At 40.7% G+C, this 24,147-nt stretch carries 31 protein-coding genes; 24 read left to right on the top strand and 7 right to left on the bottom strand.

Annotated features, from left to right (window positions below; all coding sequences use genetic code 11):
• Nucleotides 1–67: 67 nt before the first annotated feature.
• Nucleotides 68–391: a nitroreductase family protein gene (locus tag G633_RS17450; RefSeq protein ID WP_081647054.1), complete on the bottom strand. Its 324-nt coding sequence runs from the start codon at nucleotides 389–391 to the stop codon at nucleotides 68–70.
• Nucleotides 392–473: 82 nt separating this feature from the next.
• On the opposite strand from G633_RS17450, the gene G633_RS0104910 reads away from it, so the two are divergent.
• From G633_RS0104910 to G633_RS17440, 6 genes are all read left to right on the top strand, one after another.
• Nucleotides 474–950 (top strand): RpiB/LacA/LacB family sugar-phosphate isomerase, encoded by a 477-nt coding sequence (locus G633_RS0104910; protein WP_022767566.1) that lies wholly within the window; start codon nucleotides 474–476, stop codon nucleotides 948–950.
• 17 nt (nucleotides 951–967) lie between these two features.
• Entirely contained in the window at nucleotides 968–1,120 is a 153-nt protein-coding gene (locus G633_RS19890) for a hypothetical protein (RefSeq protein WP_022767565.1), read from the top strand.
• Between the two features lie 10 nt (nucleotides 1,121–1,130).
• A complete protein-coding gene (locus tag G633_RS0104900; RefSeq protein WP_022767564.1) occupies nucleotides 1,131–1,598 on the top strand; it encodes a hypothetical protein in 468 nt (155 codons plus the stop codon).
• 17 nt (nucleotides 1,599–1,615) lie between these two features.
• Nucleotides 1,616–2,266, top strand: a complete 651-nt coding sequence (locus tag G633_RS17445; RefSeq protein WP_022767563.1) for a metallophosphoesterase family protein — start codon at nucleotides 1,616–1,618, stop codon at nucleotides 2,264–2,266.
• 258 nt (nucleotides 2,267–2,524) lie between these two features.
• Nucleotides 2,525–3,160, top strand: coding sequence for a hypothetical protein (locus G633_RS0104890; RefSeq protein ID WP_022767562.1), 636 nt, complete (start codon nucleotides 2,525–2,527; stop codon nucleotides 3,158–3,160).
• Nucleotides 3,161–3,163: 3 nt separating this feature from the next.
• The gene (locus G633_RS17440) at nucleotides 3,164–3,553 is read left to right on the top strand and encodes an SDR family NAD(P)-dependent oxidoreductase (RefSeq protein WP_022767561.1); all 390 of its coding nucleotides are present in this window, start codon (nucleotides 3,164–3,166) and stop codon (nucleotides 3,551–3,553) included.
• On the opposite strand, the gene G633_RS17435 is transcribed toward G633_RS17440, so the two are convergent.
• From G633_RS17435 to G633_RS0104865, 4 genes are all read right to left on the bottom strand, one after another.
• Complete coding sequence (locus tag G633_RS17435; RefSeq protein ID WP_051199964.1) at nucleotides 3,547–5,394, bottom strand: glycoside hydrolase family 3 protein; 1,848 nt, start codon at nucleotides 5,392–5,394, stop codon at nucleotides 3,547–3,549. The two genes, G633_RS17440 and G633_RS17435, sit on opposite strands and share 7 nt — an antisense overlap.
• Before the next feature lie 46 nt (nucleotides 5,395–5,440).
• On the bottom strand, nucleotides 5,441–6,664 hold the full coding sequence (locus G633_RS0104875; RefSeq protein ID WP_022767559.1) for a hypothetical protein: 1,224 nt from the start codon (nucleotides 6,662–6,664) through the stop codon (nucleotides 5,441–5,443).
• Between the two features lie 14 nt (nucleotides 6,665–6,678).
• Nucleotides 6,679–7,563: a hypothetical protein gene (locus G633_RS0104870; RefSeq protein ID WP_022767558.1), complete on the bottom strand. Its 885-nt coding sequence runs from the start codon at nucleotides 7,561–7,563 to the stop codon at nucleotides 6,679–6,681.
• A gap of 114 nt (nucleotides 7,564–7,677) precedes the next feature.
• The gene (locus tag G633_RS0104865) at nucleotides 7,678–8,337 is read right to left on the bottom strand and encodes a Crp/Fnr family transcriptional regulator (RefSeq protein ID WP_022767557.1); all 660 of its coding nucleotides are present in this window, start codon (nucleotides 8,335–8,337) and stop codon (nucleotides 7,678–7,680) included.
• Between the two features lie 106 nt (nucleotides 8,338–8,443).
• Here G633_RS0104865 and G633_RS0104860 point away from each other — a divergent pair, with 106 nt between their 5' ends.
• The 9 genes from G633_RS0104860 to G633_RS0104820 all read left to right on the top strand — a co-directional run bounded on the left by G633_RS0104860 (nucleotide 8,444) and on the right by G633_RS0104820 (nucleotide 16,376).
• Nucleotides 8,444–9,133 carry an ATP-binding protein gene (locus G633_RS0104860; RefSeq protein WP_026519228.1) on the top strand — a complete coding sequence of 230 codons (690 nt, stop codon included), beginning with the start codon at nucleotides 8,444–8,446 and terminating at the stop codon, nucleotides 9,131–9,133.
• 54 nt (nucleotides 9,134–9,187) lie between these two features.
• On the top strand, nucleotides 9,188–9,670 hold the full coding sequence (locus tag G633_RS0104855; protein ID WP_155834913.1) for a DUF6630 family protein: 483 nt from the start codon (nucleotides 9,188–9,190) through the stop codon (nucleotides 9,668–9,670).
• A gap of 187 nt (nucleotides 9,671–9,857) precedes the next feature.
• A complete protein-coding gene (locus G633_RS0104850) occupies nucleotides 9,858–10,214 on the top strand; it encodes a hypothetical protein (protein WP_026519226.1) in 357 nt (118 codons plus the stop codon).
• A gap of 48 nt (nucleotides 10,215–10,262) precedes the next feature.
• Entirely contained in the window at nucleotides 10,263–10,892 is a 630-nt protein-coding gene (locus G633_RS0104845) for a hypothetical protein (protein ID WP_026519225.1), read from the top strand.
• Nucleotides 10,893–10,903: 11 nt separating this feature from the next.
• Entirely contained in the window at nucleotides 10,904–11,110 is a 207-nt protein-coding gene (locus tag G633_RS0104840) for a hypothetical protein (protein ID WP_026519224.1), read from the top strand.
• 362 nt (nucleotides 11,111–11,472) lie between these two features.
• Entirely contained in the window at nucleotides 11,473–12,780 is a 1,308-nt protein-coding gene (locus G633_RS0104835) for a glycoside hydrolase family 53 protein (protein WP_051199962.1), read from the top strand.
• A gap of 118 nt (nucleotides 12,781–12,898) precedes the next feature.
• Nucleotides 12,899–13,999: a Fic family protein gene (locus G633_RS0104830; RefSeq protein WP_026519222.1), complete on the top strand. Its 1,101-nt coding sequence runs from the start codon at nucleotides 12,899–12,901 to the stop codon at nucleotides 13,997–13,999.
• Nucleotides 14,000–14,108: 109 nt separating this feature from the next.
• Nucleotides 14,109–14,912: a Cof-type HAD-IIB family hydrolase gene (locus tag G633_RS0104825; RefSeq protein WP_026519221.1), complete on the top strand. Its 804-nt coding sequence runs from the start codon at nucleotides 14,109–14,111 to the stop codon at nucleotides 14,910–14,912.
• A gap of 156 nt (nucleotides 14,913–15,068) precedes the next feature.
• The gene (locus tag G633_RS0104820; protein WP_026519220.1) at nucleotides 15,069–16,376 is read left to right on the top strand and encodes an ATP-binding protein; all 1,308 of its coding nucleotides are present in this window, start codon (nucleotides 15,069–15,071) and stop codon (nucleotides 16,374–16,376) included.
• Between the two features lie 14 nt (nucleotides 16,377–16,390).
• On the opposite strand, the gene G633_RS20485 is transcribed toward G633_RS0104820, so the two are convergent.
• On the bottom strand, nucleotides 16,391–16,705 hold the full coding sequence (locus G633_RS20485) for a substrate-binding domain-containing protein (protein ID WP_196804231.1): 315 nt from the start codon (nucleotides 16,703–16,705) through the stop codon (nucleotides 16,391–16,393).
• Here G633_RS20485 and G633_RS19885 point away from each other — a divergent pair.
• The 9 genes from G633_RS19885 (at nucleotide 16,613) to G633_RS0104775 (ending at nucleotide 22,558) form a co-directional block, all read left to right on the top strand.
• Nucleotides 16,613–16,816: a helix-turn-helix domain-containing protein gene (locus tag G633_RS19885; protein WP_051199960.1), complete on the top strand. Its 204-nt coding sequence runs from the start codon at nucleotides 16,613–16,615 to the stop codon at nucleotides 16,814–16,816. The genes G633_RS20485 and G633_RS19885 overlap by 93 nt on opposite strands.
• An 11-nt stretch (nucleotides 16,817–16,827) precedes the next feature.
• Nucleotides 16,828–17,181, top strand: coding sequence for an immunity protein Imm33 domain-containing protein (locus tag G633_RS0104810; RefSeq protein WP_051199958.1), 354 nt, complete (start codon nucleotides 16,828–16,830; stop codon nucleotides 17,179–17,181).
• A 68-nt stretch (nucleotides 17,182–17,249) separates the two neighbouring features.
• Complete coding sequence (locus tag G633_RS17425; RefSeq protein ID WP_035770750.1) at nucleotides 17,250–17,699, top strand: hypothetical protein; 450 nt, start codon at nucleotides 17,250–17,252, stop codon at nucleotides 17,697–17,699.
• Between the two features lie 57 nt (nucleotides 17,700–17,756).
• On the top strand, nucleotides 17,757–18,134 hold the full coding sequence (gloA2, locus tag G633_RS0104800) for an SMU1112c/YaeR family gloxylase I-like metalloprotein (RefSeq protein ID WP_022767537.1): 378 nt from the start codon (nucleotides 17,757–17,759) through the stop codon (nucleotides 18,132–18,134).
• A 104-nt stretch (nucleotides 18,135–18,238) separates the two neighbouring features.
• The gene (locus G633_RS0104795) at nucleotides 18,239–18,769 is read left to right on the top strand and encodes a GNAT family N-acetyltransferase (protein WP_330363332.1); all 531 of its coding nucleotides are present in this window, start codon (nucleotides 18,239–18,241) and stop codon (nucleotides 18,767–18,769) included.
• A gap of 41 nt (nucleotides 18,770–18,810) precedes the next feature.
• On the top strand, nucleotides 18,811–19,353 hold the full coding sequence (locus G633_RS0104790; protein ID WP_026519217.1) for a GNAT family N-acetyltransferase: 543 nt from the start codon (nucleotides 18,811–18,813) through the stop codon (nucleotides 19,351–19,353).
• A gap of 58 nt (nucleotides 19,354–19,411) precedes the next feature.
• The gene (locus tag G633_RS20480; RefSeq protein ID WP_026519216.1) at nucleotides 19,412–19,630 is read left to right on the top strand and encodes a DUF5984 family protein; all 219 of its coding nucleotides are present in this window, start codon (nucleotides 19,412–19,414) and stop codon (nucleotides 19,628–19,630) included.
• A 521-nt stretch (nucleotides 19,631–20,151) separates the two neighbouring features.
• Nucleotides 20,152–21,501, top strand: coding sequence for an MATE family efflux transporter (locus tag G633_RS0104780; protein ID WP_024865258.1), 1,350 nt, complete (start codon nucleotides 20,152–20,154; stop codon nucleotides 21,499–21,501).
• Nucleotides 21,502–21,790: 289 nt separating this feature from the next.
• Nucleotides 21,791–22,558, top strand: a complete 768-nt coding sequence (locus G633_RS0104775; protein ID WP_026519215.1) for a GNAT family N-acetyltransferase — start codon at nucleotides 21,791–21,793, stop codon at nucleotides 22,556–22,558.
• 152 nt (nucleotides 22,559–22,710) lie between these two features.
• Here G633_RS0104775 and G633_RS0104770 read toward each other — a convergent pair whose 3' ends face one another.
• Nucleotides 22,711–23,904 carry an IS110 family transposase gene (locus G633_RS0104770; RefSeq protein ID WP_026519214.1) on the bottom strand — a complete coding sequence of 398 codons (1,194 nt, stop codon included), beginning with the start codon at nucleotides 23,902–23,904 and terminating at the stop codon, nucleotides 22,711–22,713.
• Nucleotides 23,905–24,147: the final 243 nt, after the last annotated feature.

The raw sequence follows: 24,147 nt of genomic DNA, 5'->3' as shown, positions 1-24,147 counted from the left end.
AAATAATTAAAGGATAGAGCAGCTACGCTCTATCCTTTTTTGTAAATCATATGGCTGAATTTGAGTATCAAACCTTCTTAATATATCCTTCTTTTCTGACAGGAGCGGGGCCGATGCTGCCGGGCTTTCCGTAGCCGAGGATTACGTTTCCGACACCTACATAGTTGTCAGGGATTCCCCATGCTTTCTTAAGCTCTTTTCCCTCTTCACTCTCAAAGCTCTCCTCAGCACGCCAGATATAGCAGGAATCAACGCCAACTGCGTGAGCAGCGTTTAAGAGGTTGCCGATAACGAGGTTACCGTCTGCGATTCCAAAAGGAAGAGTGGGATCGCCAAATACTACAACTACTGTAGGAGCACCGTAGAAGGTGTGCACAAATGATTTTTGCACAACGCCTTAATACAATTTTAAGAACGATATCTCACGTAATATAGTAATATATAGTTAGTGAATGAAAGGGGGATTATACAAAATGGAAAAGATGAAAATCGCAATGGCAAATGATCATGCCGGAACACAGATGAAGGAAGAGATCAAAGCATATCTTATTTCTCAAGGTTACGAAGTAGAAGATTTTGGCACATATGATGATAAGTCTTGTGATCTGTCCGATTTCGTATACCCTGCGGCTCTTGCAGTTGCCAAGGGAGAGTGCGACCGTGGAATTTTCTGCGATGGCGTCGGCTATGGAAGCGCGCTGATAGCGAACAAGATAAACGGTTGTTACGCGGCTGTGTGTCAGGATCCTTTGTGCGCAACACTTGCAAGGCAGCACACCGACTCTAATATCCTGTGCCTCGGAGCCAAGATAATTGGCGGACTGATGGCCATGGAGGTTGTTAAGACATGGCTTACCACAGAGCCACTGATGGAAGAGAAGTACAGACGAAGAGTGCAGAAGGTCTGTGAGATCAACGATAAGCACTGCGTTCCGGTAAAAGAGCTTTAAGAGGGTGACTACTGCGTATGAGTGAGAATCAGGATAAAAAGCTGCCGGCACCTGGCAAGAAGCAGGATATTAGGGTAAAGAAAAATCCGACTGCGGAAGCTTTAAAGAAAGCTCCGGATGAGGCTCTGGCAAGAGCTATACATGATGTGCTGTTAAAGGAAAAGCTATAGGAGGTTTCATATGTCTAATCGAGAGGATTTCCAAATAGTTGCTGATATTTTAAATGAATGGAACATAGCTGAAGAGCTTGAAGGCACTGTATTGGTAGGGCTCAGATTTTCTACAATATATTTGACTGATAACGGTGCTTTTTGTGACTGGATGGTAAGTTTCACATCAACCAAGAAACTCCAACTTGAAGAAGCTGAAAAGACACGTCAGGAAAGCCTTGCCGATGTTTTCTCAGGCTATGATATTGAGTATTCTCCCGAGGATTACTTTATCGAAGTCTCCAATCAGGAATTCATTGAAAATGCTTATGACGAGTACGATGTTGCAGAGAATGCAAGCGATCTCGTGGATACAGTATTTGATTCACTTACTGACCTTGCCGTATCAACAGCCATCGACCCTGAGCACGAAGAAACAGCTAAAGAGAAATTGGAGCAAAAGAAAACCGAGATCAAAGCAGCTCTTAACGCAGACTGAAAACAGGAGCCGATAAAATGCTAATTGGAATCATATCTGACACGCACGGATTACTCCGCCCCGATGTCATAGAAGCGCTTAGGAACGTTGATATGGTCATACATGCCGGGGATATTGACAATGCATCTGTCATAGATAGGTTAAAAGAGCTTTCTCCAAACCTCACAGTTGTCAGAGGTAATGCTGATAAAGAGTGGGCTGAGGGCATTCCCGAGTCTGCCTGGCTCGAAATCCTTGGAAACAAGATCTATGTAGTCCACAACAAAGGTAAGATTACTGAAGATATCAGTGAAGCAGATATCATAATCTACGGACACACTCACAAGTACTCTCAGGCGGAAAAAGACGGACAGATCTGGTTCAATCCCGGGTGCTGTGGAAAGAGACGAGCGGACCAGGAAATCTCTTTTGCCATTCTTGAGATTCGGGGGAAAAGAGATTTCGAATTCAGGAAAGTTGTTATTGGGAATGGCCGGGCGGAAACGAAGCTTCCCAAGGATATAGATAAGATAATCGTCAAGGTGATGAAACTCACTGACAAAGGAAAGAGCTATAAAGAAATAGCCAAGACATGCAAGATTCCTGAGGGATTGGCGGAGAGTATCTGCAGGATGTACCTGACGCATCCGGGAGTGGATGTGGCAGGTATACTGCAAAGAATTTCTTAAGCAGAATCAGAGAGGTGGTCTATGAGTAGCAACGTCAAAAAGCTATGTATAAATTGTGGAAGAGAATTTGTTGCAAAAAAGTCCGGGCATATATTCTGCTCATTGGAATGTAGAAAGCGCTACGGAAACCATACCGGTTATAGATGCAGCGAATGCAGGACTTTGCCCTGTGAACATCGCAATGTGTTTTCAAACAAAACGCCTGACGATTGCCCGAACTATAAGTGGACCTGGTAAATGCTAAAGAGGGCTACCAATATGGATTACATTTATTCCGTGGAAGAAGCACGAGATAAAATAATAGGCCTGTTGATTGAATCAACTGGCTGGAAATATTTAAAAAGCAGGAATTGTCTCAAGAAAACAGTTAAGGACCTGGTATTTGAGATAAATTTCTTTAGCTCTAAATGGAATCAGTCTCATCAGAGCGTCGAGATGAATGCAGATTTCAGAATGATCTATAAAAAATATGGATCTGTGCCTGTGAACAATATCGTTGCATCAGTTCAATATCTTCCTGAGAAAGGCAAGCAGGGAGATGGATACTGGTTTGATATTTCTACCGAAAAGAAATTGCTGGATGTATTTAATGATTTGAATAACAGGATACAAAAAACAGCAGTGCAATTGGCTTTGGATTTTGAATCAGATTTTATCGGAGCAACAGAGAGACTATTCAACGACCATTTTGAAGACTACAATGTTCATCTTGATTTTGTGGCAGATATTCTTGGAGCAGATGCGATAAAAGATAAGGCAAAAGAGATTTATGACAATCTTTCTGATGAGTATAAGCGTCAGGTAACTGACTATAAAAACGGCGATAGGTCCAAGCCATGGATGATCAACAGATCCAATCTTAAATATATTGCTGATAATGGTTTTGGAGGATAACCTATGTATTATTTCAAAAATAAAGTCGCAGTAGTAACCGGTGGTGCCAACGGCATCGGAAAATGCATCGCAGAAGAATTTAGCAAATATGGCGCCATCGTAGAGGTAATAGACAAAGAGCCCGGGAATCACTTTGTAGGGGATATTTCCAGCAAGGAAGTCCTGGAGGACTTTGCGAAGCATGTCATAGATAAGCACGGACACGTGGATTTTCTCATAAACAACGCGCTGCCTCTTATGAAAGGGCTTGATGACTGTTCTTACGAAGAGTTCCAGTATGCCCTTTCTGTTGGTGTGACAGCGCCGTTTTATCTTTCAAAGCTCTTTAGCCCTTACTTTTCTCAGGGCAGTTCAATTATCAATATTTCTTCAGTTAGAAGCAGAAATCAGTAAGTCAGTCCATATCCGTATTCAAGCCATGGAGTCTGTGTTTCTATACCTTCATCGTCAGCATACCAGGGACTTGGGAGCTTTCCGGTAAAGTCTGCGTCTCCGCAGAGGACTTTAGCGACGCCCTGACCTTCACTTCCGGGAAGGTAGCCCATTACAACGCCGTCCCACTGATCGATATAGTCTTTTATAAACACATTTCGTCCGGCTATGACAAGACATACGATGGGTTTTCCCAGCTCTTTTGCCTGTTCAATCGCTGCTTTGTTGCCTTTAAGGCCATGTTCTCCGCAGATGTCCATATTCTCTGCATCGCCGTTCCATTCTGCATAGGCATCCTCTCCAAGAACGAGGAGAATGGCATCTGCATTAGCAGCATCTTTTTCATCTGTGATCACAGTTATGTTATGAGCTGAGGCCACATCTTCGAAGCCCTGCTTAATTGATGTGACACCCGGGATTTTGGCTCTGGTGCTCTTGTTCCAATCCATGGTCCAGCCACCGCACTGAGAGACGTGGTTGTCCATAGCCGGTCCCATGATATACACGCTGCTTCCTTCCTTGAAGGGGAGGATGTTGTTGTCGTTCTTTATGAGAACCTGGCTCTCTTCAACCAGCTTTTCTGCGACCTGACGGTATTCTGCTGAGCCGGTTTCACTTTTTGTTGTCTCCATGTTCTTAAGGAAAGGATCTTCGAACAGGCCAAGATCTTTTTTGACCTTCAGTATTCTGAGCACAGCATCGTCGATGCGCTCCTCTTTGATATCCCCGTCATTAACGGCTTTGACAATGATCTTTCTTGCATGTTCAAAAGTATCGACTTCCATGAGCATATCGATTCCGGCGTTGACGCTGGTTATGACCTGCTGATCGTAGGTGGTAGGAGAAGTGTTTTTTACTGAATCCCAGTCACTTACGATAAAGCCTTCAAAGCCCATGTCGTTTTTGAGAATATCAATGTACTTCTTGTTTTCATGCATCTTTACGCCGTTCAGGGATGAATGGCTTATCATTATGGTTTTTACCCCGGCGTCTATCTGCGCCTGATATACGCTGAGGAGCTCTTTTATCTCATCGTCAGAGAGACTTGAATCGCCTCTGTCCATAATGCTTCCAAGCTGCTTCTCGCCGGTTCCGTATGAGATGTTGCCGTCTGCAAAAAAGTGCTTGGCACAGGCGGCTATACCTGCATCCTGTTGGCCCTTTGTATAGGCAGTGGAGAGGCGCTTGATCATTTCAAGATCTGAGCCGTAGCTCTCATAGGTTCGTCCCCATCTTGGATCAACCGACTGTGCAACACAGGGAGAGAAGTTCCAGAGCATGTGGCAGAGCTTGGCTTCGTCGGCTGTTATCTGACCGACTTGGTACATCAGCTCTTCATCATTGGCAGCGCCCATGCCTATGTTGTGGGGGAAAATAACAGCGTCAAGGCAGTAGTTTACGCCGTGGACATCGTCCTGACCGTACAGATAAGGAACCCCTGAATCTGACTTGACCGCAGCCTTCTGGAAATCGTCCACATATTGCTGCCAGTTTTTGTAATCAAGGGTTTCTGCCTTGGATAGGATGCTGCCGTAGTCGTAGGTGAGCATTCCTTGTTCGTCTACGCTGTAGCAGGCGGGTTGAACCATCTGGGCTGCCTTCTGGTCCAGAGACAGCTGCGCAAGGATCTCCTCAGGAGTCTGACCTGCGTATTTTGAAGCATCCGCTGTAATGGCTGCGTCAGTGGTATCTGTAGCTACTCCGGCTTCAGGATCGGGAACATTTGCTTTTCCACAGCCGGCAAGCATTCCTGCAGTAATTACGGTTGAGAGTAGTATACATAGTAGTTTCTTCATTTTCATAGATGATTCCTCCAAATGTGATTCTGCGTGGGTATTGCCCAATCAGCTATTTCAGAATAGCACGAATATTTCTTAGAGTTGGCTCCATATCATAGCTCCACTCAATAAGCCTTATGCCATTTTCCTCACATAGGCTTTTCTTTTGTCTATCAAGCTCTTTTCTCTGCAAAAGAGCTTCTTCTCCTCCAAAGAAAGCAACAGGAGCAAAATGCTGGATCCCCTGATACTCAATTCCCACCTTGATGGATGGGATGAACAGATCAAGGCTCTGCTTCCCCAGCCACTCCGGCCTGTACTGATAGAGTGTGTCAGGATAGAGCCTTCTTATTTCTCTAAAGAGGGATAGTTCATGCTTCCATTTAGGTCTGATAATTCCGGCAGCTGTAAGGTTTGTCCTTATCTTAGTCCGTTCAAGCCTCCAGTTTGTCTTGAACCCATCTTTTTCCTCATACATGGCTATATCTTCATAGAGCCATTGAAAAAGCGGCATAATATCTCGGGTAAGAGATAAAAAGAACTCCAATTCAGAAGAAAAATAGCCACAATCAAGGATATGTTCTATGTTTCTTCTTACATACACAGTTTTTACAGGATTGTGATAGTACGGAATGTTTCCTTGGAATTTAGCGATCTTATCAGGAAGATATGGAGATCGAAGGACATAACCGTCCTGCCATAAATGGCTCTGATACCAGGGCAGCGGATAATCATAAAGTGAATATCCCCCAAAGACATCCTGAGAAGAACTTGTGTATAGAAGATGATACATAAGAAGCACATCATCCATGTTTTCTTTATCAAAGACTGCTATATAGTGTACCTTTTCCTCGTCAGGGAAAAGACATTTTATCGGATTAAAGCACTCAGCTCTTTTACAGACTTCTGATATTACAAAAAACTGTGACACAAAGCTCTCCGGGAAAATAAAGTACGCCTTATGGTCGGTGTCTATATCCGAAAACTGTGACAGAAATGCATCCACATAGCTGTTTCTTGGTATTTCAGGAGCAGAAGACAGCAATTCCATCGTTTTATATCGATAAGGAAGATCATCCCATGAGAGCTTGATAAGAAATGCTTCATAGCCTTTCTCTATATACTCAGCGCGGACTTCGTCATCAAAGTCTTTTCTGTAAGAATCATGCTCCTCTAAAATTGAATCAAGCGTGGCAAAAGTAGAGATCTCGTGGTGTTCGGGATACTTATCCCAAAGGGTCATGAGTCTGTCAAAGCTGTATTTATTTGTTGGTCTTGTATGGATTGGATACATGCTTTTCTAATGAATTATCTTACGCCAAGTGCAGAAAGTTTCTTGCGAAGATTTCCAAGGAACACAGCCATGGAAATGACAAATACGGCTGAAAAAACACCGGAAATTGCATTAAGCACTGTGGATGAAACAACTTCCAGATCTCCAAGGCCGTACTGACTAAGCATCAGGCCTGATGATATGGCGGAGTTTATTGCCTTGCCGGCTGCTGAAATAATTATAGTAGTTATCGCAGCCAATACGCTGGTTACGCATCCAAAAACAGTGAATACAATAACGTATGTTGAAATATTGCCTGTCATATAACCGAGGTTGGCGCCGTCTTCAATTCGTTTTATTGATGCATTCAGCTTGTAATAGTAAACGGCGGCCAGTATTACGAGCACAAGATATAGTGCGAAAATGGCGATTATAATGCCTATTCCGACAGCTGCTATTTTTCCAAAATCGCCAAAATCCGTTGAACCGAGGGCGCTTAAAAGGCCTGCACCTACTGCGAATAAAGCTATTGCGATACCGGAAATAGCGGCTAAAAGGATGAAAAGGATCATGCATAATACACAGATGCCCCTCAACATGCCAAATCCCTTGATGATGGGGGTATCCTTGCCGGCTCCAGTATAAATCTGCCAAAGGCCTATTGTAGTGATGACCATAGGAATAAGAAATATTAACATAAAAGAGCTGCCGAACCCGGAGGCAAGTATTTTCTCAAAAGAATTGTCTGAGAGTGTGCTAAGCCCTGTGTTAACAACTACCATATAGTAGATCATATTTATGACAGACATAATAAGGCTTGCAGAAAAAGTTATTGCCATAATAAGAAATGGCGTTGACCTAAGAGCCTCTCTAACCGTCTCTCTTATCTGATACTGTCCATTGTTGAAGTTTCCATCCATTTTATCGATTCCTCTTTTCCCAAATACTTTAATCTCTCTATTTATATCAGTAAGACAAACCTTTATCAATGATAATGTCCTCGATTTTTGAAAAAGTGTAAGTTTAAATACTGGCTAATCAGTCTCAAGAAGTCTGAAATGACTTTTCTTATACTCTATAAGCCCTTCATCTTGCATGCGTGAGAGTTCTTTTGACATATTGGTGCGCTCAAGGTTCAGATAATCAGCAAGTTGTTGTCTGTTGAATGGAATGTCAAATTCTCTGGAGTCAGTCTGTAGTGCAATGGCATTGAGATATGACAGGAGGCGTCCGCGGCAGCTTTTGGAAGAAGTATAAAAGCTACGTCCGGAGAGGACAAGATTCTTCTGTGATGAGATGATAAGTATATTTTTAAGGAGCTTTTCCTTCCAGGGAGAGCTCTTTTTGCTATCTTCAAGAAGGTTCTTTATATTGCAAAAGAGAATGCGGCTTTCCTCATTTGCTCTGACATCAACCAGAAGGACTTCACCAAGAAGAGCATAGGTCTCGGCAAAGTACTGGTTCTTTCCCACATGGCTTAATACAGTACGGTTGCCCCAGATGTCATTGCTTTCAACAGTAACACTACCAGAAAGCACCATGCCTATTTTGGAAGTCTGTTCTCCAGCGTGGAGAATCACATCATCTTTTCGGAATCTCTTTTCCTTTGCACCCAGGAAGTCAAGGCACGAGGATAGCTCTTTTGCTGTCATTCCCTGGAACAGTCTGCTTTTTTCTATACTTTCAAGATTCATAAATATTTCTCCTGAAATGTGGTTTAAACAACATACATGTTATGAATAGTATATTATACTGACACTATCAGAACAAGGTTAAAGCTAAGAACAGAGAGGTTTAAAGATGGTAAGAAAGATAATAAAGATTGACGAAGAAAAGTGCAATGGATGTGGTATTTGTGCTAGTGCCTGCCACGAAGGTGCTATTGATATTGTGAATGGAAAAGCAAAGCTGGTAAGAGAGAACTTCTGCGATGGATTTGGAGACTGTCTGCCTGGCTGCCCTACGGGAGCAATCTCTTTTGAAGAAAGAGAAGCGCCTGCGTATGATGAAGCTGCAGTAAAGGCAGCGCACGGATGCCCGGGGTCAAGATTTATGACGCTCAAGAGTGGCAACCAGAAAGAGAATGATTGTAGTCAGGACATGATTTCAAGAATGAGCACTCATCCATCAAGATTAATGCAATGGCCATGTCAGATAAAGCTTTTGCCGACACAGGCAGATTTTTATAATGGGGCCAAGCTCCTCATTGCAGCTGACTGCACAGCATACGCCTATGCAAACATGCACGAAGAGTTCATGAAGGGGAAGGTTACAATGATAGGATGCCCAAAGCTGGATGATGGCGACTACACAGAAAAACTGACAGAAATCATATCAAATAATGATATCGTCAGCGTGACCATAGTAAGGATGGAGGTTCCATGCTGCGGAGGACTCCAGAGGGCCGCAGAGAATGCTATAATGAACAGTGGAAAGTTCCTTCCCTGGCAGGTTGTAACCATCTCTCGTAACGGAGAGGTACTTGATTAAATTTCACAGGAGGCACATTATATCAATAATTCTATGATTGGAGGAATGCAGAATATGAAGAACAAAGCTTATCATGCGATTGCAGATTTGGTGGGAATCCCTTCCGAAAGGCAGTGGTTCATTGAAGACCCAAAGAAGTATTACAAAGAGAATTACGAAGAATATGATGACCGGTCTGTTTCTGAGGACGAAGAAGATACAATTGTCTGGATAGGGTTTATTATTGAGATGACCAAGGATAAGACATTATGGGGGATGGATCATAGCTTTTATCTGGAAGACTTCACTGGATGTCTTGAGGAGATATTACCTGAAGGGCTGACCATAAACGAGGACATTCTAAATGAAGATGAGAGTATGTTTGAATGGGTAGAGGTTGTTAATAAGGATTGGGAAAGCACTGGTTATGTGCTTGCCTGTTTTGATGTTGATAGCGACGGTTTCGAGCTCTTTGTATGTAAAAAAGATGTACTTGAACAACTTAAGGAAGAAGCTAAGAAAGCTGGTCACAGGATCGACTTGGCTCATAACATGTGAGCGTCTCCGGCTTTTGGTTGAACGGGTACTTTATTAGTATTACGCTGAGAATGTAACTGTTTGTAGCTTGTTAAAACAGTGAAGTGATTATAATTTCTAGAGGAAGCGGGTAATCAAACTGTTTGAGGGTTGCCAAGCGTTTTGAGGGTCTGACTTGAGGGTCAGGCCCTTTTAGTATGGGGAGTTTTTGAGGGCCTGGTTTGAGGGTCTAGGTTTTAAACAGACACTTTTAAATAACTTAAAAATTGGTAAGTTCGAAGATGTTAGTAAAGGAAGTAAAGTGCAGGCTGGAAACATTAATATGCCAGCTAGAACAATTCCAACGGCTAGAAAAGGTTATTCTTCTCTAACATATTGGTCAAATGGTAATGGGATGATATATTATAGATGGAATGAAGACCCTGATAAGCACAGAAGTTATGCGCATCCAAGCAGAAGACAGAGCTGCACACCTGATATCCCAAGAGCAAGGTATGTTGTTACAGAGAGTAAAGAAGCATCAAGAACTTTTGGAGAGATTGACTGGCATCTTGAATATTTATAATAGTATTAACAAGTCGGAGGAAGGACTTTGTGTATTTAGAGGAAAACTATGGTAAGTGAAGAATATACAAGATTAATAAATCAGATAAATGCAGTAGGTTCACAGAAAGCTGATGGATATAGTACAAATCTTCTAACAGATATTCCGGAATCAGAAAGGGAAGAAGCGGAAAAACAGATATGGGAGACATATTATGAGAAAGAGGATACTGATATTCTTGTATTTTTTCCATTACTAAAAAAATATGATGGAATAAATGCTCTGAAGGAGATTATCAATAGCTATATTATTCCTAGTGAAGAGTCTGAACTAATTGCTTTTTTACTTTTTAACAGCACAAAAGATTTGCAGTATTTAGAACTGATAGAGAAAAATATAATTGCTTCAGGTTATGACTATCATTATATAACTTTGGCAAAAGGCTTAAGGCCTGATCAGAATGTATATAAAATGTTTACTAGAATTTATAAACAGTGTGCTGAGACAAAGGCTCTGCAGGCTACTATAGATGGAATATTATATAATAAAGGGATTATGAGTGATGCAAATGATTTAAATGAAGTAATACGGTTGAGAGAATTAATTTTATTTATGAGAGATACAGAAAGAGACCAGGTAATTAGTAAGCTTGAAAGTGGGTGTTTTGATAAGTATAAATCACAGTCGAAGCCACAGTAAAATGGGAAGATTTGGATTATTCTGAATATGAATCGAAATTTTCACATGATACATATGCATATTTTATCAATGGCATGGGAGATAGTATAGCCTATGATGAGCCTGCTGAACAGGCCATATTTTGGTTGTCTAAGGCACAATCTGAGTCTAAGTATGGTATAAATTTTGGGGATTATGTTGATGAATGGCTTTGTTTAGGATTAAGAGCCGAGCAGTAAAGAAGTTTCCTGGATTTAACAGAAATACAACATTTATACAATAGATATATTTTAAAGTCTTTGAGAAAATTCGAGTATATAATTGGGATAATCAAACTTTTTGAGGGTTTGCCAAGCGTTTTGAGGGTCTGACTTGAGGGTCAGACCCTATTAGTATGGGGACTTTTTATGTATAGCAAAAATGATGAATACTTTTCCTTTTTGTTGTGTGATTATATAATTTGATAGATTGATAAATCGGCGTTTGTAGGGCTCTTCTATAAGAGAAAGAACTCGATAAATTCAAATTTGTAGAGCGATTAAATTCCAGCATAAACGACTAGAGGGTGGACAATGAAATCTTTTATAAGAGAGATTGGATTATGGAAAAAGTAGTATATAACGTCTTGGCGATTATTCTTTTGATATCACTAACTGGCTGTAGAGATTTAGAAACTGAGCTTGCACCGGTATCAACGCAAGAAGTGACGGTTAAAACGCAAGAAGTAGTTGAGAAAGTACCGGAAGAAACATGGGAATCGCCTATTGATGGACTTTCAGATGATTTCATATTTGGAATGGATGCATCTTCAGTACTGACCGAAGAAAAAAGTGGTGTTAAGTACTATGGTTTTGACGGCAAAGAGCAGGATATATTCAAAATCTATGCTGATTCAGGGATTAACTATATCCGCTTAAGAGTCTGGAACGATCCTTATGATGAAAATGGGAATGGGTATGGTGGCGGTAATAATGACCTTCCAACAGCTGTTGAGCTTGGGAAAAGAGCTACTGCCAATGGGATGAAAGTAATGATAGATTTTCATTACTCCGATTTCTGGGCAGATCCTAAGAGACAGCACGCTCCCAAAGCCTGGGAGGGCATGAGCGTGGAAGAAAAAGCGGATGCCCTCTATGAATTCACTAAAGACAGCCTCTCACAGCTTCTTGATTCCGGCGTAGATGTAGGGATGGTACAGGTTGGTAATGAGATTAACTACGGAATGTCAGGAGAGCGGCAGTTTGAAAAGGTTCTTGAACTTTTAAAAGCGGGAAGTATGGCAGTACGTGAAGTATCAGAATCTTACGGAAAAGAGATTGCTGTAGTTGTCCACTATACCAGGATTGAAGACAAAGCAGATGTACTTACACTGGTTGACAGGCTGGTGCGGGGTGAACTTGACTTTGACATGATTGGTATGAGCTATTATCCCTTTTGGGATGGCAGCTTTGAAAACATGAGTCGTGTCCTTGAGCTTATTAGTGAAAAGTATGGAAAAAAAGCTTTCATAGCAGAGACGTCTTATTGCTATACCACTTCAGATGGCGATGGATCAGCAAACAGTTTTACTGTTAATGATTTGGTAAAGGGTTATCCCGCGTCAGCCATGGGACAGGCCACAATGATACGTGACATTTGTAAGAATGTGAGTGAGGTAGGGGGCATAGGTGTTTTCTACTGGGAAGGCGCGTGGATTCCTGTAGGTCCTGCTGATGCAGATAACTCCGCTATCTGGGAGAAATATGGAAGTGGATGGGCCAGTAGCTACGCTTCAGATTATGATCCGGAGGATGCGGGTCTTTACTATGGCGGAAGCTCTTGGGATAATCAGGCGCTTTTTGATTTCGAAGGACACCCATTGGATTCTCTGAATATTTTTAAATATATGCGAAATGGTAGAAATTACTAAGGGAGAATTATCTTACAGTTTCATCGACTAATGATAATGAAAAATAGTGAAAAAATAGTGAAATTTTAATGGAGGTTCCAGAGACGTTCTGCTATAATATCACCGAGGTGATTGGAAGATGATCAAAGTAGCTTTGACAAACGAGATTTTAAAATACATAACCGAGATTGATAAAAACAGATACAAGGTTTCCTCTGTAAAATTGCCGAGATCTGTAGCAAGCAAATTACGTAAGAATTCAAAGAAGAAGAGTTCCTATGCATCAAATAAGATAGAAGGGAATCCACTCTCTGAAAAGCAGGTTGATGAGGTTATAGAGCGGGATGAAAGAAAGCACTTTTTAAAGCCTGAGCAGGAAGTGCGCAATTATTTTCTGGCGCTGAATTATCTGGAGGAGAAGGTAAAAAAGAAAGAACGATTTTCAAAGAAACTGATATTAGATGTTCAGAAATATGTTGAGAAGGGAGCATCTAAGGAAAAAATAGGACTAAGAGGAGCTATGCCTCCAGGCGTGCTGTTTGCCGTATATGATTCCCAGACTGGGAATCCTGATTATATTCCACCGGAGTACCTCGATATACCGGATCTATTGGATGAATTGGTCGAGTATGTAAATACTACTGATGATCACCCGTTGATAGTTGCGGCGGTTGTACATTATCAGTTGGTTACGATACATCCGTTTGAAGACGGAAATGGTCGAACTGCACGTTTGCTTTCGGGATACATTTTGGATATCAATGGATATGGATTTAATGGTATCGGTTCATTAGAGGAATACTTCGCATATGACATTAACGAGTACTATAAATCGATACAGATGGGACTGCCTGCCCTTTATTACTCGGGAAGAAATAATCCACCAAATCCGGAAGTGTGGGTGAATTACTTCCTTCGCATGGTGCTGTTATATTCTAATAAGATTTGTGAACTGTCGGAAAGTTCAAGCGAGGATGAAATAAGCGGAAGCTTATCATATTTAAAGGGCAAAGAGAAGGAACTGCTTTTATTTTTGATTAAGAAATATAAACGAGAGTTTACTCCAATCGAAGTCAGTCGTGAAATCGGTGTGACAAACAAAACGGTAATAAACAGATTATCTGCGTTGGTAAAAAATGGTTTTGTGGAACCGTTGATGGTAAATCAGCGTATCAGATCTTACGAACTAAGCGATTATACGAGGGAGAATGAAAAAAGGATAAAGAAGATGATTTCATAACTTGATTCAGCAGAATCATTATTACGTTCGCATGAGAAATCTTGATCCCGTGTTCGGTTCATACCCGGCGATACAACTTCATTTTAGAAAGAAATGTTAAGAGACATCAATGGATTTTAAAATAGTTTTTTCAGATATAGACGGAACAATTCTAAACAGTGAACATAGAATGCTTAAGGGCACACTTGATGCAATATTTGCCCTAAAGAAAGCCAATATCCCTTTTGTCATTGCGACAGCAAGAGGACCATCCGGAGTACGGCCGATTTTTAAAAGATACGGGTTTACCTGCCCGATGATCTGTTATAGTGGGGCGCTTATCATTGATGAAAACGATAAGATAATGTACTCGGAGGGATTTGATGCCGATGACGCGAGGGATATTATTTCTTATATAGAGGCGGAGAAGATTGACTGTACATGGAATATCTATTCAGAAGAATTGTGGATTGTAAATGACAGGAATGACCGACTGGTCCGCGCAGAAGAGGAAATCGTTGAGGTCTGTGCAACAGAGGGCGGCATAGAGCTTCTTCCAAAAGATGCAATCATAGGAAAGCTCCTTTGCATATGTGAGCCTGAAGCAATATGTGGTATAGAAAATGAATTGAAAAAGAGATTTCCAAAGCTGTCGATAGTTAAATCCTCAGATGTTCTTCTTGAAATCATGGGAAAGGGAATTACAAAGGCCGACGGAGTCAGGCGAGTATGCTCGTATATGAACATTCCGCCGGAGAAAGCGGTTGCTTTTGGTGATCATTTTAATGATGCAGAAATGCTACGATCTGTAGGATTTCCTTTTCTGATGGGAAATGCTCCGGAGGAATTGAAGAAGGAATTCTCGTGTGTGATCGGAAGTAATGATGACGAGAGCATTTCAGAAGCCTTAAGGAGTATTGGCCTATTATTATAGTGGAAAATTTGGAAAGGACAGAATCAGTGTGTCACCCATTTTTATTGCGCCATAATCAATAAAAATGTAGAATTCTACGAATTTGTTGATTATTGATTGAGGCGGTGGTACACTATAAATGAAAAAAATGTAGATTTCTACAATTTAGGAGATTATATGATAAAGAGGGATAAGTACTTAAATCAGCTTATAAGTGCCCAAAAGAACGGTTTTCCCAAGATTATTACAGGCATTAGACGATGTGGGAAGTCATATTTATTAAAAGAAATCTATAGAGATTATTTAAGAAATAATGGTGTTAAAGAAAAGAATATCCTTGTTATGGAGCTGGATGATGATAGGAACAGCAAATATCGCGATCCTATCGCACTTGGCGAGTTTGTACGTAAGTATTGCAAGGAAGAGGGAGAATATTTTGTCTTCATTGATGAGATTCAAAAAGTATATAAAATAAAGAATCCGATTCTTACAGGAGGGAAGCATATTCTGGCAAGAGAAGATGAAGAAGAAACATTATCTTTTGTAGATGTTGTTCTCGGTTTATCGAGGGAAAAGAACATTGATTTGTATGTTACGGGATCGAATTCGAAGATGCTTTCTTCAGATATAGTTACCGAATTCAGGGACAAAGCTACTAACATCGCTCTGGCACCTTTATCTTTTGATGAATACTATGAGTATGTAGGAGGGTCAGCAACTGATGCATTATACTCATATATACAGTATGGAGGAATGCCACTCGCTGTCTTAAAGAGGGAAGAGGAAAGAAAAGAGTATCTGAAGAATCTTTTCCACACCACATATTTCAGCGATATTGTGGAAAGGAATCATCTTAAGAAGGGCGAAGCGTTGGATGAACTTTGTAACATTATCAGTTCATCAACCGGTTCATTACTAAACGCTGAAAAGATTGCGAATACATTTTTGAGTGTTCGGCATGAAAAAATAGACAGAGCAACGGTAGAGAATTACATAGAATACTTTAAGGATGCTTTTTTGTTACGTGAAGCATCAAGATATGATCTTAAGGGTAGAAAAGAGATAGGAGCGTTAAGAAAGTACTATTTCTGTGATACAGGGCTCCGTAACGCCAGACTGAATTTTGCTTTCCCGGATGAGGGACAGATGCTTGAGAACATTGTTTATAATGAGCTCCGTTACAATGGCTATACTGTAAATGTTGGTGCATTTGATACAGTTGAAAAGGACAAGAACGGAAAGTCTGTTAGAAAGACTAATGAGGTGGATTTCTATGCTACAAAGGGATTCAGGGCATATTATATCCAAGTAACTGCGGATATATCAAATTCTGATACAAGGGCAAGAGAAGTAAGGCCATATATCATGCTAAATGACCAGGTTCAGAAAATACTGGTAATCAATAGACCTATCAATGAGACCAGAGATGAAAAGGGATTTACAGTTATAGGAATTACGGACTTTTTACTCAGATTTATAAAGTGATAAAGCTTAATCGGTCATACGCTGTCTCTTAAAATTAACTTGGTTTCAACTTCTATTTTTGTATTCACATTTCTATCAGACTTAATCAGTTCAATCAGCCTTTGAGCTGCAACTTCCCCCATTTGTTGTTTGGGAACTCTTATAGTAGAAAGTGTGGGCTCAATAATTGTACACAGAGGTATATCGTCGAATCCAATTACAGAGATATCCTTGCATTTGCGGAGTTTGAGCGAGATATGATAGTAGAGCGCACTCAGGAAGACCGAGAAATAGCAAGACAGAACCCCAACTATAGAGATGGTCGTAAAAAGAAATACACTCCGCAGCAAATGGAACATGCTCTGGCTATGCTCAAGAAAAACTCTTATAATCAAGTTGCGGCTATGACAGGGATTTCAAAGTCCACATTGATAAGAGCGAATAAGGAAAAGATTAAATAAAAGGTTGTATTATGGGATTATTTGATAAGTTTAAGAAAACTGAGGAAAAGGAAACTCTGAAAACTCACAACTTGGGTGGATGCATCATTACTAAATCTTTAGATGATGGTACTTCTAAATTAAAGTGGATTTTCAGAGAAGAGTCAGTCAATCCAGTCGATAATGGCTGGCGAGCTTTGGGTGATACAGACACCGAAGAGTATATAAATGTGCCGGAGAACAATCTGGTTGTCGATTTTGATAGGCTCGTTGAAATAGAGCCAGCGGTATTGGCTATATATGACATGCCGGTTGGAACAGATATGGAGTTTGACTCACAAAGAAAAGTATTTATAGATTCAAATACGGGAAAGGAATACCGATAACTTCAAATTTGTAGAGCGATTAAATTTCAGTATAAATGAAAAGATTAATTGAGGTTTAGGGAAAAAGTATGGTTGATAAAGAAAAAATTCAAAAAAAGATTAACCTCCAAAAAACTAAGAATATTATCTCTAAGATTGAGGGAATACAAGTTATTGATTACGAAGGACCATCCATTTTTGATGAAGAATACCTCCGGAAAATAAATTATTTTAGTTCTGAAAAAATAGCTGATTCAAAAATATCTGACTGTTCAAATGATTCTGAAGTCACAGAGTGGATATATAAACTTATGGATTTTCAAATGGATCAAATATGGTATATATTTCTGAATGGTTTTCTTGTTAAAATTCAAATACTTGATATCAAAACGGCAATAATGGGTTTATGGAATGACATCTATGAATATTGCAAAGGTTTTGTTCTTATTAATGAGAATAAGAATATGATGTTTGAGTTTGGAAGTGATTCTCGTGATGAGGAAAACTATTTATTCGATAAATACCCGTTAACAAAGTAAATTTCAGGATAATGAAATAAGCAAATCGGTTTTTCTGGTTAAAACAGGAGGCGCCTCATGAAATTAAATCGCATTCATCATATTGCGGTGATTTGTTCCGACAAAGACACTGCTCTGAACTTTTACCATAATAAGCTTGGCTTTCGAATTCTGCGAGAGAACTATAGACCGGAACGGGATGATTGGAAGATTGACCTTAAGCTCGATGACAGCGAAATTGAACTTTTTATTATGAAGGATCATCCACTCCGTCCTTCTCCCGAAGCTTACGGATTGCGTCATCTTGCTTTCCGTGTAGATAGTGTAGATGAGACCGTCGCAGAATTGGAGTCTATGGGTATCCCTTGTGAACCGATACGACGGGATGCTTTCACGGGTGAAAAAATGACGTTTTTCCGTGACCCGGACGGGCTTCCTTTGGAAATACATGAGTAAACTACTTGTGACAAATGAGATTGGTCTGGCTGAAGTGTTAGCAAGTTCTCCCGGAAAACAATGCAGAACGACAAATCGTAGTTTGCGGGGAGGATTACGTGAAAATAGAAAAAGATGAAATAACAATCCGAGATTTTACGGAAACAGATCTTCCACTCATGTTTAAATGGTTGACAGATAAGAGAGTGCTGGAGTATTACGAAGGTCGTGACGTCAGGTTTACGATGGATACTTTGTCTGCACATTTTTTGGAAGAAATTTCAGATGGATTCAGAATGATCATCGAGTATAAGAAATCCCCCATCGGATATGCACAGGCCTATCAATTGAGTGGTGAATTGTTCGATGAATATGACTATCTTGACGATGGACATATAGTGTTTGCTATGGATCAGTTTATAGGTGAGCCGAAATACTGGAGTAAGGGAATAGGCTCATCTTTTTTGAAAATGATGGCTTCTCATCTGAAAGAAAATATGGCTGCGGAACGAGTTCTTCTTGACCCGCACCAAGATAATAAAAGGGCTATAAGGGCATACGAGAAAGCCGGGTTTGAAATCATTAAATCACTTCCAAAACATGAGATGTTTGAGGGAGAAAAAGTAGATTGCTGGCTGATGGAATTAGCACTGTAGACTCCAGTTTGCAGAGATGCCGTTGGTAAGAGAGGTATGCCATGATACTTGAAACGAAAAGATTGATCCTCCGACCGTGGGAAGAAAGCGATGCGGAGAATTTATTTAAATATGCAAGTCATCCTGATGTGGGACCAATCGCAGGATGGGCGGTTCATACAAGTGTAGAGAATAGCCGTGAAATAATCAAGAGGGTTCTTTCAGCGCCGGAGACCTATGCTGTAGTATTAAAAGAATCAGGCCAGCCTGTTGGCAGCATTGGACTTATGCTTGGGAAAGCCAGCAATATTGGCCTTCCTGATTCAGAAGGTGAAATCGGCTACTGGATCGGAGTTCCGTATTGGGGACGAGGGCTGATACCGGAAGCAGTCAGGGAATTGATGCGCTACGGTTTTGAAAAACTGAAACTTAATAAAATATGGTGTGGTTACTTTGATGGGAATGAAAAGTCAAAGCGTGTTCAGGAGAAGTGCGGTTTTCATTATCATCATACGGCCTATAATGTGCCCTGTGCCATAGAGGGCGTTCTCCGAACGGAACACATAACATGCCTTTCCAAAGAGGAATGGCAGTCTGTCAGATAACTTCAAGTTTGTAGAGATAATGTGTTAGCGCGTTATATTGGAAGATAAAGAAGGAGCGATGATCGTGTTCAGAATAAATTTTAAATTGAAGAAACCTGCGGAAATAAAACCGTGGGGAGAATTGAATCCGTCACTGCATTGGTTTGGTCTTACAGACAGTTTGTTGTGGATTGATATTAGCAATTCTGTAATATATGAAGATAATCTTACCAAAGACAGACAAAGATTTAATGAGCAGAAAGTAAAATCAGAGTATTATTTTGATCGCAGTTATTAAAGTTGCCACCAGCCGCATACAGTAGCCCTGAGCTTTCTACCGTACGCAGCAGGTAAACAGCAACCAGATGAAGAAATGCCTTAAATATGGCACTTCAACACCTCAAATCATTCTCAAAGAGATAATCGTTTCTCTATACGAGATTACAAAGCATTATACAAGAGAGTCATCCGATTGGATGGCTCTTTTTTATGTTTAATAATAGAGAAACATTGATTCTATGGGATTTTCAGTGGGTTTGTAGAGGGGATAAAACTAAATGAGAGGGAGAATTTTTTATATTTTTCCCTTGGCGATAGAGAGGCACGCACTCGCAACGCGCTTCTTAGCACAGTTGAAGATAAGACCGGAAAAGTGTATGATCAATACAAGAATAAGGGCATAGAAACTACGTTTGAAATGAATCCCGGAAATCATTTCAAAGATGCGGATCTGCGTCTTGCAAAGGGAATAGCCTGGATACTTAAATAATCTTAACTATTAAATAATTAACATCAAGAGAAAGACCAAAGAGAGTGGCCATGACAAATACAGAACAGACCACACAAAATATGACCTCAGGAAACAGTATGAAACAGATCATACTGTTCTTTTTGCCCTTATTATGGGGAAACCTTTTCCAACAACTATATAGTCTTGTGGATAGCATTATAGTTGGCAAGGGAATCTCGGATCAGGCGCTGGCTGCTGTTGGGGCAACCGGGACACTTAACTTCCTTATACTTGGATTTGTTGTGGGGATGACCAGAGGATTTGGCATAACCTTTGCCCAGAGCTTTGGAAAAAACGATATGGCTATGCTGAATGCATACATCAGAGCAGCCAAGAAGCTCAGTATCACGTTTGGAATAGCCTTTACTGTTGTATGCGTTTCTTTGCTCAATAAGATGCTGACGTTCTTGAACACTCCTGAAGATATCTTTGACGATTCGTATAGATATTTTGCTGTGATCTTATTGGGAATTGTAGTGACGGTTATGAATAACCTTGAGATTACAATTCTCCAGTCAATGGGAGATTCCAGAACGCCCCTCACCGCTATGATCTGTTCATCACTCGTGAACATCATGCTTGATATTATTTTCATAATGGCCTTTGGCACAGGAGTTGTCGGAGCAGCAGTGGCAACAGTGGTCTCTCAGTTTGTATCATACCTTTTGTGCCTTAAAAAGCTTAGAACCATCGATTTTATGAGTCTGGGAAAAGACACGTCAGAAATAGCAGATGAAAAGAATATATTGGTTGAACTGATGAAAATAGGACTTCCTGTGGCACTTATGAATTCGGTCACAGCTGCAGGGGCCATGGTATTGCAGTACTTCGTAAATCTTATGGGAAGCGCATATGTGGCAGCCTATTCAGCCTGCATGAAATTTGCATCACTCTTTGAGCAGTTCGGAATGTCCGTAGGTCTTTCCATGATGACCTTTGTGGGGCAAAATAAGGGCGCTGGCAAATATGACAGGATACGCACAGGAGTAAGACAGGGGCTGATGCTCTCTACACTTGTGAATGTGCCTATATCGCTCCTTATGATATTTGTGCCCGGAAGCCTGGCAAGGATGCTGCTGACAGACAATATGATAATCGGTTATTGTACCGATTTCATGCCGATCATGGGAATAAGCTTTTTTGCCCTGGGCTGGCTTTTTGTATACAGATACTCTGTTCAGGGGTTGGGCAATACCTTTATACCAATGCTCTCAGGCGGGCTCGAAGTCATTATGAGACTGATCTTTGGCTTTTTGGTAGGAAGGAACGGATTTAAGGGAATTGCCATTTCTGAAGTATCTGCATGGATAGGCGCTTTTCTGATGCTCATGGTGACATACTATTGTTTAATTGGCAAAAGAACTAAAGCAATAGCATAAAGTAGCAATAAAAAGACTCCCTGGATTTTTTTATCCAAGGACTCCTTTTTTAGAATTATTGTATTGATTTACGAGGTAAGTCTATGTGTGATGTAAAAAATATAGTGATATCTATAAAGAAATAGCTAAATTAAATCCTAAGGATACTTTACAGCTTGTTCTTGAGAGTGAGACTGAAGAAGAAAAAGATTTCTATGAGATGGTATGAGATTTTTTACTACAAAGAAGGCAAAAAGAAGTAATGATTATATTCCAGTAAAACGATCCGTGAACAATGAGGTTTTAAGTAATGAATAATAGTGAGATAAAGGAGATCGCGTTGAAGCAGTCTGCAGAGGATATAGGCTGCCAGGCGCATGATTTCCTTTCAGATAAGAATGTTATTGTGCCATTTTGTTTAGGCAAGAATGCGCGAAAGTATTATAAGGAACCAATCATATGTAATTTTGTTTCCTATGGAAGTAATATCGTTGTGGCTACAACAAAAGATGTATCGGATCTGGTAACGGAGTATATAGGCAAGTTTGAGTTTTATCATTGCTTTGAAACGCCAAATATGCACTGGCTCAATGATAGACTGTTAGAGCGGGGGCATAAGGTATGTTTCATGGCTGAATATTATCTTCCTGATGTAAACAAAATTCCTGATTCGGAGTGCTTATATGAAACGCACATACTGGTTCAAGAGGATTTCAGGAATTTGTATCTGCCTGAATGGAGTAATGCACTATGTAAGGATCGCAGCCATCTGGATATGCTGGGTATTGGAGCATACGATAATGGCAGATTGATTGGTTTTGCGGCCTGTTCAGCAGATTGCGATGAAATGTGGCAGATAGGCATAGACGTTCTGCCGGAATACAGGCAAAAAGGAATTGCATCAGCACTGACTAGCAAACTGGCAAAAGAGATTTTAAATCGGGGAAAGGTTCCGTTTTATTGCTCTGCATGGTCAAACATCAGATCCGCCAGAAATGCGGCTAAAAGCGGTTTTATTCCGGCATGGGTAGAAATGACTGTAAAGCCGGCGGACGTTGTTGATGAGATGAATTCATAACTTCCAGTATTATCGACTAAGACAAATCTTGCTAATGTTTGTCAAGCAGGTTTTTGAAGATTTAGAGCGTATTGATGGCAGAAAAAAGAGTAACTTTAACAAGACCTGCTGTTGCAGGAATCAGTTAAAGGCTATAATGAAAGCGGACGGATTTACTTGTACAGCTCCATTGCACGAGCGTAGTAGATCCGCAGAAACTTATTAACGGCAGCCATCTTGGCTACGTTGTATGGTTTCCCTTCCTGTTCCTTTTTGAGCAGAAAAAGGTATACAGGATCGTCCTGAGGTTTTGTAAGTTTGAGAGCCTGCATAACCTCAAAACATGCTTTTCTGAGGGCTGGGTTGCCACGTTTAGAGATGTGACGATTCCGGCTCTCAAATTGTCCGGATTGATACGGAGGAGCATCGTTACCAGCATAAGCATTAAGGGCTTTTCCACTGTGAAAACGGCGAATATCTCCAATCTCTCCGAGTATGATTGGACCGAGACGCTCACCTACGCCGGCCATGGAAAGCAGTACTTTATATTCAGGTATTGTTTCTGCAATGATCCGCATTTGAAGATTGATTTCATCAGCGGCTTTCTGGGAAGTGGATACAAGATCAACACACTGATCCTGAACCATAGCGGATAAAGGATTTTCTCCGCGTGTCGTAATACTGTTGAGAACAAGTTCATAGATAGCCAGTCCTTTGGCACCAGCAAAACGATCTTTTGTCTTTTTCACTAGGACTTGATAACTGTCCAGGAAGCGTGTTTTTCCCATCTTTCGGATCATATCGAAGGACTTGAAACGCTTAATGAAACGCAGAAGTACGCAATTGTCAGGATCCCGGCTTTTTAGAGGAAGAATAGTTGTAATACCCGGCATCGTTTCGTCCAGAAGGCTGAGCAACTGTACTTTGGCGACGGTGAGGGTTGATATTCTTTGGCTGTATTGCCTGGAAAGGAAACGTAAATCTTCATACTTCTGAGTAGCTGGAGTGTACGGAACCAGAGAATACGACTTTTCAAGCGCATACTGAGCAATTCTAAGCGAATCTCGTTTGTCGGTTTTAGCCTTTCTAAGTTCAGTATCGCCATACTTCTTCATCTGGTAGGGATTGATAAGACAGACTGGAAGATTCGCCTCCTGGAAAGCCTTCAGGAGCGGATAGTGATAATGGCTGGTCGGCTCCATAAGGATGGTTGGGGCCTCGGAAGTTCCTATGATGTAACTTACTAATGCTTGTAACTCATCAGTAGTATGGTGGACATCAAAGGGTTTGGCACGGATGCTGCCATCGCCATTAAGGATGGCAACTGTGCTTTTTGATTTTGAAACATCAATACCAACAGCAATCATAGAGAGTAACTCCTTTCAAGTATAGTTGATTGGATCCAGCTCTTCAGGGTTCACTCATATTCTTTAGTTAAACGGGAGAAGCATACTTTCCCAACTTGCTGAATCGAATGTAGAACGATGAAGGCGGGCTGACACATTTGTCTACGGGCGTGGTGTCCCAATCGGAAATTACGTCAGACCAATCACCTTCATCATAAAGAAAGAGCAGGGACTGTAAAAGCCTCTACTCATATATTAAGAATC

The organism is Butyrivibrio sp. FCS006 (assembly GCF_000424525.1).
Lineage (GTDB): Bacteria > Bacillota > Clostridia > Lachnospirales > Lachnospiraceae > Butyrivibrio.
The sequence above is the reverse complement of the archived record's forward strand: the minus strand, read 5'-3'. Positions and strand labels throughout refer to the sequence as shown.

What these genes read in the sequence shown, in the direction of transcription:
- G633_RS0104910 (WP_022767566.1), top strand. Translation starts at nt 474, where the DNA reads ATGGAAAAGATGAAAATCGCAATGGCAAATGATCATGCCGGAACACAG.
- G633_RS19890 (WP_022767565.1), top strand. Translation starts at nt 968, where the DNA reads ATGAGTGAGAATCAGGATAAAAAGCTGCCGGCACCTGGCAAGAAGCAG.
- G633_RS0104900 (WP_022767564.1), top strand. Translation starts at nt 1,131, where the DNA reads ATGTCTAATCGAGAGGATTTCCAAATAGTTGCTGATATTTTAAATGAA.
- G633_RS17445 (WP_022767563.1), top strand. Translation starts at nt 1,616, where the DNA reads ATGCTAATTGGAATCATATCTGACACGCACGGATTACTCCGCCCCGAT.
- G633_RS0104890 (WP_022767562.1), top strand. Translation starts at nt 2,525, where the DNA reads ATGGATTACATTTATTCCGTGGAAGAAGCACGAGATAAAATAATAGGC.
- G633_RS17440 (WP_022767561.1), top strand. Translation starts at nt 3,164, where the DNA reads ATGTATTATTTCAAAAATAAAGTCGCAGTAGTAACCGGTGGTGCCAAC.
- G633_RS17435 (WP_051199964.1), bottom strand. Translation starts at nt 5,394, where the DNA reads ATGAAAATGAAGAAACTACTATGTATACTACTCTCAACCGTAATTACT.
- G633_RS0104875 (WP_022767559.1), bottom strand. Translation starts at nt 6,664, where the DNA reads ATGTATCCAATCCATACAAGACCAACAAATAAATACAGCTTTGACAGA.
- G633_RS0104870 (WP_022767558.1), bottom strand. Translation starts at nt 7,563, where the DNA reads ATGGATGGAAACTTCAACAATGGACAGTATCAGATAAGAGAGACGGTT.
- G633_RS0104865 (WP_022767557.1), bottom strand. Translation starts at nt 8,337, where the DNA reads ATGAATCTTGAAAGTATAGAAAAAAGCAGACTGTTCCAGGGAATGACA.
- G633_RS0104860 (WP_026519228.1), top strand. Translation starts at nt 8,444, where the DNA reads ATGGTAAGAAAGATAATAAAGATTGACGAAGAAAAGTGCAATGGATGT.
- G633_RS0104855 (WP_155834913.1), top strand. Translation starts at nt 9,188, where the DNA reads ATGAAGAACAAAGCTTATCATGCGATTGCAGATTTGGTGGGAATCCCT.
- G633_RS0104845 (WP_026519225.1), top strand. Translation starts at nt 10,263, where the DNA reads ATGGTAAGTGAAGAATATACAAGATTAATAAATCAGATAAATGCAGTA.
- G633_RS0104835 (WP_051199962.1), top strand. Translation starts at nt 11,473, where the DNA reads ATGGAAAAAGTAGTATATAACGTCTTGGCGATTATTCTTTTGATATCA.
- G633_RS0104830 (WP_026519222.1), top strand. Translation starts at nt 12,899, where the DNA reads ATGATCAAAGTAGCTTTGACAAACGAGATTTTAAAATACATAACCGAG.
- G633_RS0104825 (WP_026519221.1), top strand. Translation starts at nt 14,109, where the DNA reads ATGGATTTTAAAATAGTTTTTTCAGATATAGACGGAACAATTCTAAAC.
- G633_RS0104820 (WP_026519220.1), top strand. Translation starts at nt 15,069, where the DNA reads ATGATAAAGAGGGATAAGTACTTAAATCAGCTTATAAGTGCCCAAAAG.
- G633_RS19885 (WP_051199960.1), top strand. Translation starts at nt 16,613, where the DNA reads ATGATAGTAGAGCGCACTCAGGAAGACCGAGAAATAGCAAGACAGAAC.
- G633_RS0104810 (WP_051199958.1), top strand. Translation starts at nt 16,828, where the DNA reads ATGGGATTATTTGATAAGTTTAAGAAAACTGAGGAAAAGGAAACTCTG.
- G633_RS17425 (WP_035770750.1), top strand. Translation starts at nt 17,250, where the DNA reads ATGGTTGATAAAGAAAAAATTCAAAAAAAGATTAACCTCCAAAAAACT.
- gloA2 (WP_022767537.1), top strand. Translation starts at nt 17,757, where the DNA reads ATGAAATTAAATCGCATTCATCATATTGCGGTGATTTGTTCCGACAAA.
- G633_RS0104790 (WP_026519217.1), top strand. Translation starts at nt 18,811, where the DNA reads ATGATACTTGAAACGAAAAGATTGATCCTCCGACCGTGGGAAGAAAGC.
- G633_RS20480 (WP_026519216.1), top strand. Translation starts at nt 19,412, where the DNA reads ATGATCGTGTTCAGAATAAATTTTAAATTGAAGAAACCTGCGGAAATA.
- G633_RS0104780 (WP_024865258.1), top strand. Translation starts at nt 20,152, where the DNA reads ATGACAAATACAGAACAGACCACACAAAATATGACCTCAGGAAACAGT.
- G633_RS0104775 (WP_026519215.1), top strand. Translation starts at nt 21,791, where the DNA reads ATGAATAATAGTGAGATAAAGGAGATCGCGTTGAAGCAGTCTGCAGAG.
- G633_RS0104770 (WP_026519214.1), bottom strand. Translation starts at nt 23,904, where the DNA reads ATGATTGCTGTTGGTATTGATGTTTCAAAATCAAAAAGCACAGTTGCC.